The organism is Collimonas sp. (genome assembly GCF_039923675.1).
GTDB lineage: Bacteria > Pseudomonadota > Gammaproteobacteria > Burkholderiales > Burkholderiaceae_D > Collimonas.
The window spans coordinates 22,276-39,254 of the sequence record NZ_JBDTCG010000090.1; the positions used below are offsets into that span (position 1 = coordinate 22,276).

Annotated in this window: 17 protein-coding genes; 11 read left to right on the plus strand and 6 right to left on the minus strand. The window is 56.1% G+C overall.

Annotated features, from left to right (window positions below; genetic code table 11):
- Position 1: 1 nt before the first annotated feature.
- From lpxB to ABI171_RS19565, 3 genes are read left to right on the plus strand one after another with little or no spacing between them, the layout of a single operon-like run.
- Entirely contained in the window at positions 2-1,189 is a 1,188-nt protein-coding gene (gene lpxB / locus ABI171_RS19555) for a lipid-A-disaccharide synthase (protein ID WP_348094307.1), read from the plus strand.
- A 36-nt stretch (positions 1,190-1,225) separates the two neighbouring features.
- Entirely contained in the window at positions 1,226-1,855 is a 630-nt protein-coding gene (gene rnhB / locus ABI171_RS19560; RefSeq protein ID WP_348094209.1) for a ribonuclease HII, read from the plus strand.
- Between the two features lie 5 nt (positions 1,856-1,860).
- Positions 1,861-2,646 carry an RNA methyltransferase gene (locus tag ABI171_RS19565; RefSeq protein WP_348094308.1) on the plus strand — a complete coding sequence of 262 codons (786 nt, stop codon included), beginning with the start codon at positions 1,861-1,863 and terminating at the stop codon, positions 2,644-2,646.
- Between the two features lie 30 nt (positions 2,647-2,676).
- Here the strand turns inward: ABI171_RS19565 and ABI171_RS19570 are convergent, their stop codons facing one another.
- Positions 2,677-3,525, minus strand: a complete 849-nt coding sequence (locus ABI171_RS19570) for a pyruvate, water dikinase regulatory protein (protein WP_348094210.1) — start codon at positions 3,523-3,525, stop codon at positions 2,677-2,679.
- Between the two features lie 355 nt (positions 3,526-3,880).
- Between ABI171_RS19570 and ppsA the strand changes: the two genes are divergently transcribed.
- Positions 3,881-6,238, plus strand: coding sequence for a phosphoenolpyruvate synthase (gene ppsA, locus ABI171_RS19575; protein ID WP_348094309.1), 2,358 nt, complete (start codon positions 3,881-3,883; stop codon positions 6,236-6,238).
- A 195-nt stretch (positions 6,239-6,433) separates the two neighbouring features.
- Here ppsA and ABI171_RS19580 read toward each other — a convergent pair whose 3' ends face one another.
- The 3 genes from ABI171_RS19580 to ABI171_RS19590 form a co-directional block, all read right to left on the minus strand.
- Positions 6,434-6,661, minus strand: a complete 228-nt coding sequence (locus tag ABI171_RS19580; protein ID WP_348094211.1) for an addiction module antidote protein — start codon at positions 6,659-6,661, stop codon at positions 6,434-6,436.
- A gap of 3 nt (positions 6,662-6,664) precedes the next feature.
- Positions 6,665-6,961 (minus strand): type II toxin-antitoxin system RelE/ParE family toxin, encoded by a 297-nt coding sequence (locus tag ABI171_RS19585; RefSeq protein ID WP_348094212.1) that lies wholly within the window; start codon positions 6,959-6,961, stop codon positions 6,665-6,667.
- A gap of 86 nt (positions 6,962-7,047) precedes the next feature.
- Positions 7,048-8,823 carry a tetratricopeptide repeat protein gene (locus ABI171_RS19590; RefSeq protein ID WP_348094213.1) on the minus strand — a complete coding sequence of 592 codons (1,776 nt, stop codon included), beginning with the start codon at positions 8,821-8,823 and terminating at the stop codon, positions 7,048-7,050.
- A gap of 182 nt (positions 8,824-9,005) precedes the next feature.
- Between ABI171_RS19590 and ABI171_RS19595 the strand changes: the two genes are divergently transcribed.
- Together ABI171_RS19595 and ABI171_RS19600 are read left to right on the plus strand one after the other, a co-directional pair.
- Positions 9,006-9,470, plus strand: a complete 465-nt coding sequence (locus ABI171_RS19595) for an NfeD family protein (RefSeq protein ID WP_348094214.1) — start codon at positions 9,006-9,008, stop codon at positions 9,468-9,470.
- A 53-nt stretch (positions 9,471-9,523) separates the two neighbouring features.
- Positions 9,524-10,441, plus strand: a complete 918-nt coding sequence (locus ABI171_RS19600) for an SPFH domain-containing protein (RefSeq protein WP_348094215.1) — start codon at positions 9,524-9,526, stop codon at positions 10,439-10,441.
- Positions 10,442-10,536: 95 nt separating this feature from the next.
- On the opposite strand, the gene smpB is transcribed toward ABI171_RS19600, so the two are convergent.
- A complete protein-coding gene (gene smpB / locus ABI171_RS19605) occupies positions 10,537-10,986 on the minus strand; it encodes an SsrA-binding protein SmpB (protein WP_348094216.1) in 450 nt (149 codons plus the stop codon).
- Between the two features lie 67 nt (positions 10,987-11,053).
- Between smpB and ABI171_RS19610 the strand changes: the two genes are divergently transcribed.
- Together ABI171_RS19610 and ABI171_RS19615 are read left to right on the plus strand one after the other, a co-directional pair.
- A complete protein-coding gene (locus ABI171_RS19610; RefSeq protein WP_348094217.1) occupies positions 11,054-11,494 on the plus strand; it encodes a type II toxin-antitoxin system RatA family toxin in 441 nt (146 codons plus the stop codon).
- On the plus strand, positions 11,487-11,807 hold the full coding sequence (locus tag ABI171_RS19615; RefSeq protein WP_348094218.1) for an RnfH family protein: 321 nt from the start codon (positions 11,487-11,489) through the stop codon (positions 11,805-11,807). Before ABI171_RS19610 ends, ABI171_RS19615 begins: the two co-directional genes overlap by 8 nt.
- 31 nt (positions 11,808-11,838) lie before the next feature.
- Here the strand turns inward: ABI171_RS19615 and ABI171_RS19620 are convergent, their stop codons facing one another.
- A complete protein-coding gene (locus tag ABI171_RS19620) occupies positions 11,839-12,360 on the minus strand; it encodes a DUF4124 domain-containing protein (protein WP_348094219.1) in 522 nt (173 codons plus the stop codon).
- Between the two features lie 196 nt (positions 12,361-12,556).
- On the opposite strand from ABI171_RS19620, the gene guaB reads away from it, so the two are divergent.
- The 3 genes from guaB (at position 12,557) to ABI171_RS19635 (ending at position 16,525) form a co-directional block, all read left to right on the plus strand.
- The gene (gene guaB, locus ABI171_RS19625) at positions 12,557-14,017 is read left to right on the plus strand and encodes an IMP dehydrogenase (protein WP_348094220.1); all 1,461 of its coding nucleotides are present in this window, start codon (positions 12,557-12,559) and stop codon (positions 14,015-14,017) included.
- A 108-nt stretch (positions 14,018-14,125) separates the two neighbouring features.
- Complete coding sequence (guaA, locus tag ABI171_RS19630; RefSeq protein ID WP_348094221.1) at positions 14,126-15,706, plus strand: glutamine-hydrolyzing GMP synthase; 1,581 nt, start codon at positions 14,126-14,128, stop codon at positions 15,704-15,706.
- 318 nt (positions 15,707-16,024) lie between these two features.
- Positions 16,025-16,525, plus strand: a complete 501-nt coding sequence (locus ABI171_RS19635) for a hypothetical protein (RefSeq protein ID WP_348094222.1) — start codon at positions 16,025-16,027, stop codon at positions 16,523-16,525.
- Positions 16,526-16,979: the final 454 nt, after the last annotated feature.

Below are 16,979 nucleotides of genomic sequence, written 5' to 3' on the forward strand. Positions count from 1 at the left end.
CATGGCGGGCATCAATGCCGATATATCAATTGCCATGGTCGCCGGAGAGTCCTCCGGCGATTTGCTGGCGAGCCGTCTTTTGTCGGGATTGCGTCCGCATCTACCCGATGCGCACATGTACGGCATCGGCGGTCCCAAGATGGCGGAGTACGGTTTTGTCAGCGACTGGCCGATGGAAAAATTATCGGTCAACGGCTTGTTCGAAGTACTTGCTCACTATCGCGAACTCAAGGGCATACAGAACTCCCTGCGTGATCGTTTGCTGGCGCAAAAACCGAGTGTTTTTATCGGCGTCGATGCGCCCGATTTCAATTTCGGCCTGGAAGAGCAGTTGCGCCGGGGCGGCATTCCCACCGTCCATTTTATCGGCCCCTCGATCTGGGCCTGGCGCGGTGGCCGTATCAAGAAAATCGCACGTGCAGCCTCGCACATGCTGGTCATTTTTCCATTTGAAGCAGAGATTTATCGCAAGGCCGGGATTCCTGTCACCTATGTCGGCCATCCGCTGGCGCAAGTGATTCCGATGGTGCCCGATATCGCCGCGGCGCGCAGCGCGCTTGGCTTGCCAGCCGACGGCAGGGTAGTGGCGATCATGCCCGGCAGCCGCATGGGCGAGCTCAAGCACAACACTATCGCCTTTGTGCAAGCAGCCCGAATACTGGCGCAGCGGGATCCAGGCATGCGCTTCATTGCGCCGATGGCGGGAGAAAAGCAGCGCAAGTTCTTTAGCGAGTTGATCGCGCAGGCAGATTTGCAGGATCTGCCTATCCAGATCCTGGACGGCCAGTCGCATACGGCGATGGCCGCCGCCGATGTGGTGCTGGTTGCCTCCGGCACGGCTTCGCTGGAAGTCGCCTTATACAAGAAACCCATGGTGATCGCTTATAAAATGATGCGCGCCAGTTGGGAAGTCATGCGGCATATGAGTTACCAGCCATGGATCGGCTTGCCGAACATCCTGGCGCGGGAATTCCTGGTGCCCGAGCTGTTGCAGCACAATGCAACGCCGCAGGCGCTGGCCGATGCACTCTGGAAACAGTTGGAGGATCCGGCGCACCAGGCGATGCTGCGCCAGCGCTTTACCGACATGCATCACACTTTGCTGCGCGACACCGCCAACGAAAGCGCGCAAGCCGTGTTGCAAGTGATCGAGCAGCATAAACGTGTGCCCGGATTTTCGCCGGCCTGAGCCTGGTTTGCCAACCTTATTTTGAATTGCCTTGCCGTGACCTTATCCGATCCTGATCTCTCTCTCTTTTCCTACGATGGCGAAACCATTTGCGGCGTCGATGAAGCCGGCCGCGGCCCGTTGGCAGGGCCAGTGTTTGCAGCTGCCGTCATACTCGATCCGGCGCGGCCGATTACCGGCCTGCGGGATTCCAAGAAGCTGACGGCAGAGCGCCGCGAGCTGCTCGCGGAGCAAATCAAGGCCAACGCGCTGGCGTGGGCGATTGCAGAATGTTCCGAAGCAGAGATCGACAGTCTCAATATTTTGCAGGCAACCATGCTGGCCATGAAGCGCGCAGTGGAAGGCCTGGCGATGTTGCCGACGCTGGCGCTGATCGACGGCAATCGCTGCCCCGTACTGAGCATTCGCTCCGAAGCCATCATCAAGGGTGACGATAAGGTACAAGCCATATCGGCCGCCTCGATTCTGGCAAAGACCGCGCGCGACGCTGCGCTGCAGGTATTGCATGAACAATATCCGCATTATGCTTTCGATCAACATAAAGGCTATCCGACGGCGTTGCATATGGAGCGCTTGCGCCTGCACGGCGTCTCGCCGGTACACCGCAAATCGTATGCGCCGGTGCGGGCTTTGCTGGTTGCCGGCTCTGGCGCAATGAAAGCATGATCCAGATGAAAAGCATCACCTCCGCCGCCAATCCTTTGTACAAGGAATTAAAGCTGCTTGCAACCAGCGCGCAGGCGCGCCGTAAGGCCGGCCGTACCTTGCTGGACGGGATCCATCTGGCGGAAGCGTATTTGCAGCATGCCGGCAAGCCGGTGTTGTGCGTCGCCAGTGAAGCTGCGCTGGCGCACGACGAGGCGGCGGCGCTGATCAGGCAATGCCAGGCCGACGGCGTGCAATGCATCGTATTGCCGGACGCGCAGTATCGGGCCCTGAGCCAGGTCGAACACGGAGTCGGCCTGCTGTTTGTGATTGAAACGCCGAAGACCGCCGTGCCGGCGACGCTGGCGCAGTCTGCGGTGTTGCTCGACAATCTACAGGATCCGGGAAATCTGGGTTCGGTCTTGCGCAGCGCCGCAGCCGCCGGCATCAAGCAAATCTATTGTTCGGAAGGCAGCGCATCCGCCTGGTCGCCCAAGGTCTTGCGCGCCGGTATGGGCGCCCATTTCATCCTGGATATTTTTGAGGGCGTCGATCTGGCGGCCTTGATTTCGACAGCGCGGATACCGGTGCTGGCCACCAGTTCGTATGCGACGCAAAGCATCTACCAGGCCGACCTCAGCGGATCGCTGGCTTGGCTGTTCGGCCATGAAGGGCAGGGGGTTGCCGAGGACTTGCTGCAGCTGGCAAGCCGGCAACTGGTGATTCCGCATCGCGGCCAAATGGAGTCGTTAAACGTTGCAGCGGCAGCGGCGGTGTGTTTCTTTGAACAGTTGCGCCAGGCAAGCCGGTAAGCTTGCCTGGCTGCGCCGCAGCTCCGATGCTTAGAACGTCCTTATATCCGGCTTGATATCCTGCAAGATCGTCGCCGCGATTTCTTCAATCGACTTGGTGGTCGACGACATCCAGCGGATGCCCTCGCGCCGCATGATCTTTTCCGCTTCATTCACTTCATAACGGCAGTTTGTCAGCGCAGCGTATTTGCTGCCCGGACGGCGTTCATTGCGAATTTCCGACAAACGATCCGCCGCAATGGTCAGGCCGAAAATCTTTTGCTTGAACGGCAACAGGCCGCTTGGCAATTTGTCACGTTCGAAATCTTCCGGAATCAGTGGGTAGTTTGCCGCTTTGACGCCAAACTGCATCGCCAGGTAGAGACTGGTCGGCGTTTTTCCCGAGCGCGAGACGCCTACCAGGATCACATCCGCATCCGCCAGGTTCTTGTGCGACTGGCCATCATCGTGCGCCAGCGAGAAGTTGATGGCTTCGATCCGGTTCTTGTATTCGTCGGTGTTGGCAGTGTTGTGGCTACGGCCGATGGTGTGGGTCGACTTGACGCCCAGCTCTCTTTCCAATGGCTCGACAAAGGTCTGGATCAGGTCCATATGCATGGCTTTGGCGTGCTGGATCACTTTTGAGAGATCGGCTTTCACCAGCGTCGAAAAAACGATAGGCAGCTTGCCGTCCGCCGCAAACGCTTCGTTGATCTTGCGCGTTGCTTCGTAAGCCTTGTCCAGTGTGTCGATGAATGGCAGGCGCACCTGCTTGAAGCGCAGCTCGAACTGGGTCAGCACCGAATGGCCGAACGTCTCGGCGGTAATGCCGGTGCCATCGGAGACAAAGAATACGGTGCGATTGGCGGGGACCAATGGGGCAGGAGCAGCATCATGCATAATATTATTAACAATAAAATAAGAGAAACGAAACCCGCAAAGGGTGCCGCGAAGCCCGAAAGCACGCTAACGCTCAGAATGGTCCAGAAACTTTTAACAGAGCGAGGACTCTAGCTTACAGTGTGTTGCTTGCAGCCTTGTGCGCCTTTCGGCGTTAAATTGGCATAAAATGGCAGCCAACTGCATATTTAACTAACTGACTAAATCCACCTGACGAAGAATAACAAAAAGCCAAGGGTGGCGAAGGCAATTGTGAAGATTTCTTATCATCAAACTAGAGGTTGTTATGTCCAATGCAATACAGATGGGTGCTACCCAGGGGGCGGCTTACGTCATCTCCTTTGAAAATCTGCGGATGACGGATGTCGAATCCGTCGGCGGCAAAAACGCATCGCTGGGTGAAATGATCAGCCAGCTGGCCGGCGCCGGAGTCCGGGTGCCGGGCGGCTTTGCTACTACAGCACAGGCATTCCGCGACTTCTTGTCGCATAGTGTAGATGGCGGTCCGGCTTTGGCCGACCGTATTGCCGAGCGCCTGGTCACGCTGAATATTGAAGACGTACGGGCTCTGGCGCAAGCCGGCGCCGAGATCCGCCAATGGATCGTCGAAACCCCGTTCCAGCCGCGCCTGGAACAGGAAATCAACGAGTTCTACAAGCGCCTGGTGGCAGATTCCGCCAGCGAGATGTCGTTCGCCGTGCGTTCTTCGGCGACCGCTGAAGATTTGCCGGATGCGTCATTTGCCGGTCAACAGGAAACCTTCCTCAACGTGGTCGGCATCGACAACGTGCTGGAAGCGATGAAACACGTGTTCGCGTCCTTGTATAACGACCGCGCTATTTCCTATCGCGTGCATAAAGGCTTCACCCACGCCGAAGTGGCGTTGTCGGCCGGCGTGCAGCGCATGGTGCGTTCCGATGTCGGCGCCGCCGGCGTCATGTTCACCCTGGATACCGAATCCGGCTTCAAGGATGTGGTCTTCATCACCTCCAGCTACGGCCTGGGTGAAACAGTGGTGCAGGGCGCAGTCAATCCGGATGAATTCTATGTCCACAAGCCGATGCTGGAACAAGGCAAGCTGCCGATCATCCGCCGCAATATCGGCTCCAAGCTGATCAAGATGGAGTTCACCGGTGAAGCAAAGGCTGGCCGCTCCGTCAAGACAGTCGATGTGCCGATCGAACTGCGCAATCGCTATTCGTTGAACGATACCGAAATCGTCGAACTGGCCAAATACGCCACCATCATCGAGAAGCACTATGAGCGGCCGATGGATATCGAATGGGGCAAGGATGGCCGCGACGGCAAGCTATACATTTTGCAAGCGCGTCCGGAAACCGTGAAGTCGCAGGAAAAAGCCAGCGATGCACAGCAGCGTTTCAAACTCAAGGGTACCGGCAACTTGCTGACGCATGGTCGTGCCATCGGCCAGAAAATCGGCGCCGGCCGGGTACGCGTGATTCACGATGCCTCCGAAATGGAAAGAGTGCAGCCGGGCGACGTGCTGGTAGCCGACATGACCGATCCTAACTGGGAGCCGGTGATGAAGCGCGCTTCGGCCATCGTCACCAACCGTGGCGGCCGTACCTGCCATGCGGCGATTATCGCGCGTGAGCTGGGCGTACCTGCGGTGGTCGGTTGCGGCGACGCTACCGACGTGCTGAAAGACGGCACGCTGGTGACAGTGTCTTGCGCCGAAGGCGACGAGGGCAAGATCTACGACGGCCTGCTGGAAACCGAAGTCTCCGAAGTGGCGCGCGGCGAACTGCCTGCGTTGCCGTTGAAAATCATGATGAACGTCGGTAACCCGCAACTGGCTTTCGACTTCCAGTCGATTCCGAACGGCGGCGTTGGCCTGGCGCGCCTGGAATTCATCATCAACAACAACATCGGCGTTCATCCGCGCGCGATCCTGGAATATCCGAACATCGATGCCGACCTGAAAAAGGCGGTCGAATCGGTCGCCCGCGGCCATGCATCGCCGAAGGCATTCTATGTCGACAAGCTGGCTGAAGGGATCGCCACCATCGCTGCCGCGTTCTGGCCGAAGAAAGTCATCGTGCGCCTGTCCGACTTCAAGTCGAACGAGTACAAGAAACTGATCGGCGGTTCGCGTTACGAGCCGGACGAAGAAAATCCGATGCTCGGTTTCCGTGGCGCAGCCCGTTACCTGGCTAGCGATTTCGCCGAAGCGTTCGAAATGGAATGCCAGGCCATGAAGCGGGTGCGTAACGACATGGGCCTGACCAACGTCGAGATCATGGTGCCTTTCGTGCGGACCCTGGGACAAGCGGAGAAGGTCATCGATTTGCTGGGCAAGAACGGCCTGGTGCGCGGCGAGAACGATTTACGCGTGATCATGATGTGCGAAGTGCCGTCGAATGCAATCCTGGCCGAGCAGTTTCTGGAGTTTTTCGACGGCTTCTCGATCGGCTCCAACGACCTGACCCAGTTGACTTTGGGCCTGGACCGCGATTCCGGCATGGAATTGCTGGCAGCTGATTTCGACGAGCGCGATCCGGCCATCCTGGCCTTGCTCGAAAAAGTCATTGCGACGTGTATCGCCAAGGGCAAGTACGTCGGCATTTGTGGCCAGGGCCCTTCAGACCATCCGGATTTTGCCGAATGGCTGATGAAGCAGGGGATTGAATCGATTTCCCTGAATCCTGATTCGGTGATCGATACCTGGCAGAAGCTGGCGGCAGCGCAGTAAGTCTTGCGCCGGTTGCAGCATCCCGGTGTTGCAACCAGAATAAAAAACCTCCCTACTTGAATCCAAGCAGGGAGGTTTTTTTATGTGAGAAGCCGGATGCGTTTTATGGCTTATGACAGCGTGCTTGCCTCTGCATTGACATTGGGCACGATAGCGATCTTGACGCCGAGCGAGTTGATCAGTTTGGCGATGGTTTCAAAACGCGGCTTGGCGCCGGGGGGCGAGCGCCTTGTACAAGCTTTCGCGGCCAAGCTTGGCATCCTTGGCGATCTGCGACATGCCGCGCGCCTTCGCGACATCGCCAAGCGCGGCGATAAACACGTCGGGATTATCGTCGGCCAGCGCCTCGGTAAGATAGGCCGCGATGACTTCGTCGTTATCAAGAAAGTCTGCCGCGTCGAATGGGGAAAATGCTGTTTTCATGCTTCATTCCTTCAGTGATCTCGCCATTTTCTTGGCTAATTCGATGTCTTTTTTCTGCGTGGATTTGTCGCCACCCACCAGAAGAAGTATCAAGGTTTTGCCGCGCCGGATGAAATAGACGCGGTAGCCGGGACCGGTATGTATGCGTAGTTCGCTGATGCCTTCGTCCACCGCTTCAACGTCGCCAAGATTGCCGAAGCCGGCAGATCTGATACGGCTCAGAATCCTGGCCTTTGCTTGTTGGTCGCGTAAATCATGAAGCCAGTCTTTGAATATATCGAAGAGCGAAATCTCGAACACGGAGTGCTGTATCCAATTGGATACTTAAGTCAAGTATTCTTCACTCTCATGTAATATTGATGAATTGTCAAATGAACACTTTATCTTTAGCTGGTTTTGGGTAATACATTTATAAAATCATTCAACGCCTCAGTGACCCGTTTAATAACGTCTTGCCAGTTTCCGGCCTCGTCTTGCCTGAACAATCTGGCGCTGGGATACCAGGGACTGTCTTCCCGATCCAGCAGCCAGCGCCACTCCGGCACCCACGGCAAGAGAATCCATACAGGAACGCCGAGCGCGCCGCTCAGGTGCGCGATGGAAGTATCCACGCTGATCACCAAGTCGAGATTGGCAATGATGGCGGCGGTATCGTCAAAGCCGTCGATGTCGGTCGCAGGCAACCGCAGGTTCGGAGTTCGTTGCAGGAATTCGAGATCGCTTTCCCTGACCTCTTTTTGTATGAGGAAAAAATCGGCGGCCTTGGATTGCAGTATCGGTGCGAGATCCTGTAACGGCATGGAGCGTCTTTGATCGTTGGTGTTGCTCGGATTACCGGAACAAACCAGGCCGATTTTCAATTTGCCGTTGCTGGAATCCTGCCTATCCCTCCAGCTTGATTTCTTCCTGCTGTCCGCACGGAAGTAGGCGGAAGGGGCCGGAATATTGGTAAGATCGGTTTTGAAGACTAACGGCAGACTCATCAACGGCGTCTGATAGTCCGCTAGCGGCGCGTTCTCGCCGATGGCGATGACCTGGAATTCGCCCATGGTTTGAGCGATGGTTTTCAGGCTGGGGTCGACTTCAAGAATGACCTCGGCCCCGAGCGCCGCGACCAGCGGCGCATAGCGGCAAAATTGTATGGTGTCGCCCAAGCCCTGTTCCGACCACAGTAAAATCCGCTTGCCGCGGATCGACTGCAACCCCAGCCACAGTGGGATTTCAGCATGACGCGGCACATCGGCATTGCCCTTTTTCCAGCGGTACTCATAACTTTGCCAGCCGGCGTCGAATTGCCCCAGCACCAGTTGCGACAGCGACTGGTTGGAGAGTACGTCGGCGTAGCCGCTCTGCAGATCAAGTGCACGGTTGTAGCTGGCGAGCGCCTGCTCATGACGCTTCATCCGGCTCAGGGTCAGGCCGTGGTCGCCCCAGGCTTCAGCATTATCCGGCGCCAGCGACAGGCCCTTTTCATGGTCGCTCAGGGCTTCGGCATAGCGCCCCAGTTTATGCAGGATGACAGCACGATCCATCCGATACACCGGGTTGTCCGGCGTCAGGGATATGGCGCGATCGGCGCAAGCCAGTGCATCGGAATAGCGCTCCAGCTTGTCCAGCGCCAAGCTTTTCTTGTACCAGCCGTCCGCCATCGACGGCTGCAGCGCTAGCGCTTTGGACCAGCAAGCCAGCGCTTCTTCATAGTGCTGCAACTGATACCAGAGCGCCCCCTTGTGAGCCCAGCCTTCGGCATAATCCGGCCATTGCACCAACGCCTGGTCAAGGCAATCCGAAGCGTCCTGATAACGCTGCAGATTGATCAGGACCACCGTCTTGGCCAGCAGGATCTCAGGTTTGATATAGCCCAGGGAAAGGATGCGTTCATAAGCGCGCAGAGCGGCGTCGAATTCACCCGACTCGAACTGTACCCGGGCCAGTTTGTAGTGCAGCGAGACATTGTCCGGGGCCAGCGTCAGGGCTTTCTGGAACAGGTCAATCGCCTGCGGACGCTGGCCGGTGGCGGCGTAAATCACGCCCAGGATATGCAAGGCGTCAAAGTTCGCCGGCTGGTTTTGCAGGATGTTTTTCAGGGAACGTTCGGCACGTGCGGGATCTCCATTTTGGAAATCCTTGTAGGCTTGCTGAATGAGATTAATCGTGTTCATGTTTTTTGAATGAAAGCGGCCCGGATGAAGCGCTGTGCCAGTGGGCGAGATCGGAGCATAGCATTTCGCTAAACGAAAGACAGTGTTGCCGCTGCAAATCCGCGTAAGATTAATCCCAAGTAATTACGTGTTTATTTATCAATTGGATTACACTATGTGTTCTACATAACGGAAAGCGACCTATGTCTGGATGGGTGATGTGGATGTTGGCGGCAGGCGTGTTGATCGTGGCGGAGCTGGCCACTACCACTTTATATCTTTTGATGGTGGCGATTGGCCTGGCCGTTGGCGGCGTCGCCGCGCTGATCGGCCTGGACGTTGAGTGGCAGCTGTTGGTCGCTGCCGTGGTGGCACTGGTGGCTACCTACCTGTTGCGGCGCAGCCGCTTCGGCAAGCAGTCGAAGGTCAAGGCTGAACGCGATCCCAACGTCAACCTGGATATCGGCCAGTCGATCACGGTCGATCAGTGGCAGCATAACAGTGCTACCGATGGCGCAGGCGGCGAGTTCACCGCGCGCGTCAAATATCGCGGGGCGCTGTGGGACGTTGAACTGGCGCCGGCAGCAACGGCCCAGGCTGGCTTGTTTTTTATCCAGGAAATACGCGGCAGCCGCCTGATTCTCGGCAATAGCCCCGATCTGCACTAGAACGCCTTTCGCCTCCGGCGACTGACTCTGTTCTTAATTCAAAAGGAAAAATCATGTTTGGAAGCGTCTCGTTAGTCTTGCTGGTGATCGTCATCATATTTATCGCCAAGACGATCAAAGTGGTACCGCAGCAGCATGCGTGGGTGGTCGAGCGCCTGGGCAAATATCATGCGACTCTTGGGCCGGGCCTGAGCATTGTGGTGCCGTTCATCGACCGCGTCGCCTACAAGCACGTCCTGAAAGAAATCCCGCTGGATGTGCCGCCGCAGGTTTGCATTACCCGCGATAACACGCAATTGCAGGTCGATGGTATTTTGTATTTCCAAATTACTGATGCGAAACTGGCTTCCTACGGCTCTTCCAACTATATCTCTGCAATCTCGCAATTGGCGCAAACTACTTTACGCTCGGTCATCGGCAAGATGGAACTGGATAAGACTTTTGAAGAGCGCGATCATATCAATACCGCGATCGTCAACGCTATTGACGAGTCGGCCTCGAACTGGGGCGTCAAGGTTCTGCGTTATGAAATCAAGGATTTGACGCCGCCGAAGGAAATCTTGCATGCGATGCAGGCGCAGATTACCGCGGAGCGTGAGAAGCGGGCGCTGATCGCTGCTTCGGAAGGGCGCAAACAGGAACAGATCAATATCGCTACCGGTGAACGCGAAGCCTCGATCGCCAAGTCGGAAGGTGAAAAACAGGCTTCCATCAACCGTGCCCAGGGTCAGGCTGCTGCGATCCTGTCGATTGCCGAAGCCAGCGCTGAAGCGATCCGCAAGACGGCCGCGGCGATCCAGTCGCCAGGTGGTTCGGACGCGGTGAATCTGAAAGTGGCCGAGCAGTATGTCGCGGCGTTCGGTCAATTGGCAAAAACAAATAACTCGATCATCGTGCCGGCCAATATGGGTGATATCAGCGGTTTGATTGCTACTGCCATGCAAGTTGTGAAGTCTCAACCCAAGTCTTAAGCGCATAGCCAGAAAGCTGCACAAAAGAACTGCGCCCCGGCGGAATACATTTCCGCCGGGGCGCAGTTCTTTTTGCCGACGATTTTCGCGCGTGTTTAGCGCCGATGCTGTTTCATTGCCGCCTGCACCTCGCGCTCTCCATCGCGCTGGCGCTCGGTATCGCGCTTGTCGTGTTGCTTCTTACCCTTGGCCAAGCCGATCTCGCATTTGATGCGGCCGCGCAGATAGTGCAGGTTGATCGGCACCAGCGTGTAGCCGGAACGCTCTACCTTGACGATTAGTTTCTTGATTTCCTCGGCGTGCAGCAGCAGCTTGCGGGTGCGCACCGCTTCCGGATGGACGTGGCTGGAGGCGCTGAGGAGGGCGCTGATGTGGGCGCCGAACAGGTAGATTTCGCCGTTGCGGACAATGACGTAGGCCTCTTTCAAGTTGGCGCGGCCGGCGCGGATGGCTTTTACTTCCCAGCCGTGCAGTTCCATGCCTGCTTCGAAACGCTCTTCAATGAAGTAGTCGTGGAAGACTTTTTTGTTGTCAATAATGCTCATGTATTAGGAAAATCGCGCAGGTCGGTTAAAATTTCAAGTTGTGATTCTATCAAACGGTTGATATTCAATGGCAGTAGTGCATAAAACGGTACTTTTGGGGTACAGCGCAGAGCAGATGTTTGCGCTGGTCGATCGGGTCGAAGACTACCCGCAATTCCTGCCGTGGTGCGGCGGGGTGGACGTGCATGAACGCGATGCCGACAAGCTGGTGGCGACACTCAACATACATTACCACGGTATCAAGCAATCGTTCACTACTGAAAACACCAACACGCCGCCCGGCGCGATGCAGATGCGCCTGGTCGAAGGGCCGTTCAAGCAACTCGACGGCAATTGGAGTTTCAAGGCGTTGCGCGCCGACGCCTGCAAGATCGAATTCGACTTGCACTACGAGTTTTCCAATCGGATCCTGGAAAAGCTGATTGGCCCGGTATTCGGCATGATCGCCAACAGCTTCGTCGATTCCTTCTGCAAGCGCGCCGACGCGGTGTATGGCCACCATGAGTGAGAACGTGGCCAAGGCGGACGTAGCGGACGGGCAGATGATACAGATACAGGTCTGTTACGCAACCCCCGCAATCCAGGCTCTGAAAAAGTTGTCAGTGCCGGCGGGAACCTTGCTGCACGATGGCATCAAGCGCAGCGGCCTGCTGGAGCAAATGCGTGAAATCGACCTCAGTTGCTGGCGCGTCGGTATCTACGGCAAGCTGAAGACATTGGATACGGTGCTGCGCGACCAAGACCGGATCGAAATTTATCGCCCGCTGATCGCCGATCCGATGGAATCAAGGCGCAAGCGCGCCGACAAAAAAGCCCGCTAGGGCAGCGGGCTTTCTATTCTCATTTGCTGGCTTATTGACAGTCGTTCAGCACTTGCCGGTTGTCCGCATTTTGTTTCGCGCGCTGATCATCATTCATGTAGGAACGTTGGCCACTGGCGTCGGTCTGGGCGATACGGGTGCCTGAATCCAGGGTGCGCTGATTGGCGCGGGCACGGGCGCAATTTTCCGCCTTGTCCGATGCTTGCTTGGCCTCCTGGGCAGCTTTCTTGCTCTTTTCCGCCTGCTCGGCCTTGCGCTTTTGATATGCGGCATCCTGCTCCGCGATCGTCGGCGGCGCCGCCGGCGCCGCTTTCGCATCTGGCGCACCGTCAGTGGTGCTATCGCTGGCTTCAGCGACGCCGCGCGGCAGACTCTGGCCCGGCGTCTTGAGAATCCGCTTGCTCGGCACCGAGGCCGGCGGCGGCATGTCTGAGTATTGTTTCACCCCCTTTTCGTCCAGCCACACAAATTGCGCCAGGGCAGAGGTGGCCAGGCTCAGCAAGACCAAAGCTGCAGCGGTGGAAAAAACGTGTTTCGGACGAATTGCATTCATTGCTATTCCTTGAGGCGGTAAACCGGATTGGTGTTTGTCGGATCGAAGCGCAGATTTCGCCATGATTCGCACAGCGTGTCAATAAAACGATGGTGCCTTGTGGAAATATTTTATCTGTTGCTGCGTAAAATCATGCAGCGTTAGGCGACTTGCGCGGATTTCTGTATAATTCGGTTTTGCGCCTATAGGAAAAACTATGCGTCTACTTCAAAAAGCACTCACGTTCGATGATGTGCTGTTGGTTCCGGCTTACTCGGACGTCCTCCCCAAAGACACCACCCTCAAAACACGTCTGTCCCGCAATATCGATATCAACATTCCGTTGTTGTCGGCTGCGATGGATACCGTGACCGAAGCGCGTTTGGCTATCGCCATGGCGCAAGAGGGTGGCATCGGTATTATTCACAAGAACCTGACCGCGCAAGAACAGGCGCGCGAAGTCTCTCGCGTCAAGCGTTTCGAGTCTGGTGTGGTACGTGATCCGATCACGATTCCGCCCAACATGCGGATCCGCGAAGTGATGGCCTTGTCAGAATTGCACGGCATCAGCGGCTTCCCGGTGGTCGAGGGTAACCGCCTGGTCGGCATCATCACCAATCGCGACCTGCGCTTCGAAGAAGAGCTGGATGCGGAAGTCAGCGCCAAGATGACGCCGCGCGACAAGCTGGTCTATGTCAAGGACGGCGCCGACCTGTCGGAAGCCAAGCGCCTGATGAACAAGCACCGTTTGGAACGTGTGATGGTGGTCAATGACGCGTTTGAATTGCGCGGCCTGATCACGGTCAAGGATATCCAGAAATCGACATCGCACCCGCTGGCCTCCAAGGACAGCCAGGGCAAGCTGCGCGTAGGCGCTGCGGTCGGCGTCGGCGCCGATAACGAAGAACGCATCGAGCTGTTGGTCAAAGCCGGCGTCGACGTCATCGTGGTCGATACCGCACACGGTCATTCCAAGGGCGTGCTGGATCGCGTCAAGTGGGTCAAGCAGAATTTCCCGCAAGTGGAAGTCATCGGCGGCAATATCGCTACAGCCGCCGCCGCCAAGGCGCTGGCTGATCATGGCGCCGACGGCGTCAAGGTCGGCATCGGTCCTGGTTCTATCTGCACCACGCGCATCGTGGCCGGCGTCGGCGTGCCGCAGATTTCCGCCATCGCTAATGTGGCGCAAGCGCTCAAGGGCACGGGCATTCCATGTATCGCCGACGGCGGTATCCGCTTCTCTGGCGACATCGCCAAGGCCTTGGCCGCCGGCGCTTCGACCGTGATGATGGGCAGCATGTTCGCCGGCACCGAAGAAGCGCCGGGCGAAGTGATCCTGTTCCAGGGCCGCAGCTACAAGTCGTATCGCGGCATGGGTAGCCTTGGCGCGATGTCGGACGGTTCCGCTGACCGCTATTTCCAGGATTCCGCCAACAAGGCTGACAAGTTCGTTCCTGAAGGTATCGAAGGCCGCGTCCCCTACAAGGGCAGCGTCCTGACGATCCTGTATCAACTGGTCGGCGGCGTGCGTTCTTCCATGGGTTATTGCGGTTGCGCGACGATCGACGAGTTGCGCGAAAAAGCGGAATTCGTGGAAATCACTTCAGCCGGCATGCGCGAATCGCATGTCCATGACGTCCAGATTACCAAGGAAGCGCCGAACTATCGCACCGACTGATAGGGTTTGATTCTGTCACGGGAACGCGCCACCGATGGTCATGCTATCGGTGGCGCGCGCACTTTAAAGATTCTTATTTTTTGCTAAATCCGCTACCAGGCATCCATCATGCACTCAAAAATCCTCATCCTCGATTTCGGCTCCCAGGTTACCCAATTGATCGCACGGCGCGTGCGCGACGCTGGCGTGTTTTCCGAAGTGTATCCTTACGATGTGTCCGATGAATTCATCCGCGGCTACGGCGCTTCCGGTGTGATCCTGTCGGGCGGCCCGAACAGCGTCACCGACGGCGACACCCCGCGTGCCCCGCAAGCGGTGTTCGAGCTGGGCGTGCCGGTATTCGGCATCTGCTACGGCATGCAAACCATGGCCGAACAACTGGGCGGCAAGGTTGAGATGGGCAAGGTCCGCGAGTTCGGTTACGCTGAAGTGCGCGCCCGTGGCCACACTGCGCTGCTGGAAGGCATCAGCGATTTCGTCACGCCGGAATCGCATGCCATGCTGAAGGTCTGGATGAGCCACGGCGACAAGGTCGAGCACATGCCGCCAGGCTTCAAACTGATGGCATCCACCCCGAACTGTCCGATCGCCGGCATGGCCGACGACGAACGCAAATTCTATGCGGTGCAATTCCATCCGGAAGTCACTCATACCGTCAAAGGCGAAGCGATCCTGAGCCGTTTCGTGCTCGATATCTGCGGTTGCAAACCGGACTGGAACATGCCGGACTACATCGCCGAAGCAGTGGAGTCTATCCGCAAGCAGGTCGGTAGCGACGAAGTGATCCTGGGCCTCTCCGGCGGCGTTGACAGCAGTGTTGCCGCCGCCCTGATCCACCGCGCCATCGGCGACCAGCTGACTTGCGTATTCGTCGACCACGGGCTGCTGCGCCTCGACGAAGGCAAGATGGTCATGGAAATGTTTGCAGAAAACCTCGGCGTCAAGGTGATCCGCGTCGACGCCGAGGCGCAGTTCATGGGCCACCTGGCAGGCGTCACCGATCCCGAAGCCAAGCGCAAGATCATCGGCCGCGAATTCGTCGAAGTATTCCAGGCCGAATCCGCCAAGCTGCAGAATGCAAAATGGCTGGCGCAAGGGACGATTTACCCGGACGTCATCGAAAGCGCCGGTAAAGGCAAGAACGCCGCGCACACCATCAAGAGCCACCACAACGTCGGCGGCTTGCCGGAAACCCTGAACCTGAAGCTGCTGGAACCGCTGCGCGAACTGTTCAAGGATGAAGTCCGCAAGCTGGGCGTAGCGCTCGGCCTGCCGCATTCGATGGTATATCGCCATCCGTTCCCGGGCCCGGGCCTCGGCGTGCGCATCCTCGGCGAAGTAAAAAAAGAATTCGCCGATCTGCTGCGCCGCGCCGACGCCATCTTCATCGAAGAGCTGCGCAACACCAAGGACGACGCCGACGAATCCTGGTACGACAAGACCAGCCAGGCGTTTGCGGTTTTCCTGCCGGTGAAATCGGTCGGCGTGATGGGCGATGGCCGCACTTACGAATATGTAGTGGCCTTGCGTGCCGTGCAGACGCAGGATTTCATGACAGCGCATTGGGCGCATCTGCCGCATGAATTGCTGGGGCGCGTATCAAACAGGATCATTAATGAAGTGCGCGGGATTAATCGGGTGGTTTACGATATCTCGGGCAAGCCGCCTGCGACTATTGAGTGGGAGTGACCTGAGGTCCGGCACTCGCTAGCACTTAAAATAGAGAATGCTTGAAAGCCCGCGCAAATGCGGGCTTTTTTGCTTTTTCGATTCGGCGTTGACTGGCACGCTAACGTATGCGAAATACCAATTTCAGATGGTATATCTGATGGTGTTGTCCAGTCAGATGCCATGAGTTATCCTTGATACCATGCCATGTGATCTTCTGTGTTCATGGTACTGATTGTAATTGCATCTTTGATTTATAAGAGATTATTCAAGTCGGAATTGGCTAGGGTGGCGCGACAATTTACGGCAAAAAAATATAAAAGAGATCAGGGGTGAATAATGAAGTGGCGACGGTTTTTCTTTTCCTCTGAGGCGCCCAATAATATTGGCGATGATGAGCGTCTGCGTATTTGGTATTTTTGGGTCATTGGTATTTTCGCTGCCTGGAGTTTGCTTTTATTGTTTGGACCGAAGTTAGGTGCGGATAAAGCAGTTCGGGAAGAAATTCTGTCCGAATTTCATAGGATTCAACCTTTTCCGGAAGGCTATTCCTATGACCTAAAGATAACTGACAAAATCGGTGTACTGTCAATGGCTACGAAATATCTTGCGCGCGTGCCGCAAGAAAAGGTTTTATATCATTACAGAGAACAACTTTTAAAAAATGGCTGGATTTACCACAGTGATATTAGATCTATCTACGATAACGACTTTCATGGCGAAGATTATTGCAAAAGAGGAGTCCTCGGGAGTATCGAATTCATGTCCGATGAAAATCGGAACGAAAGTTACTATGTGTTTTCTTTAGCGCTAAGAGACGGAATGTCTGGATGTAAGTGACATATTTGTGCATGGCTGTTTTTGGCATCAACATTCAGTATGTAGATACGCGACTATGCCTGGAGCAAATCGGGAGAAATGGGTTAGGAAATTTGAGGGGAACGCCATTCGAGACGACAAACACATGCAAGCTCTTACCGAGAGTGGATGGAACATCATCGTGATCTAGGAGTGTGGAATTTGAACAAAACAATACGAATCAAATTTGGAATGGCTGGCCAACGCTATATACCAGCTCTTGGAATCCCCGTTCTATTAGCCACTTAATTGATCGTGCCCATTGAAGATTTGAGGTTTTCCGAACTAGCAGGATAATACTTGCTGCACGGATGTAGCTGTCTTTTTGGGGAATGGTATTTTTCATGGTATTCACCAAAATACTCACCTGAAATGCAGCGGGAATGCTGGCTGTTACAGCCTAATTGATGATTGAGTGGGAATGATTAGACGTCTA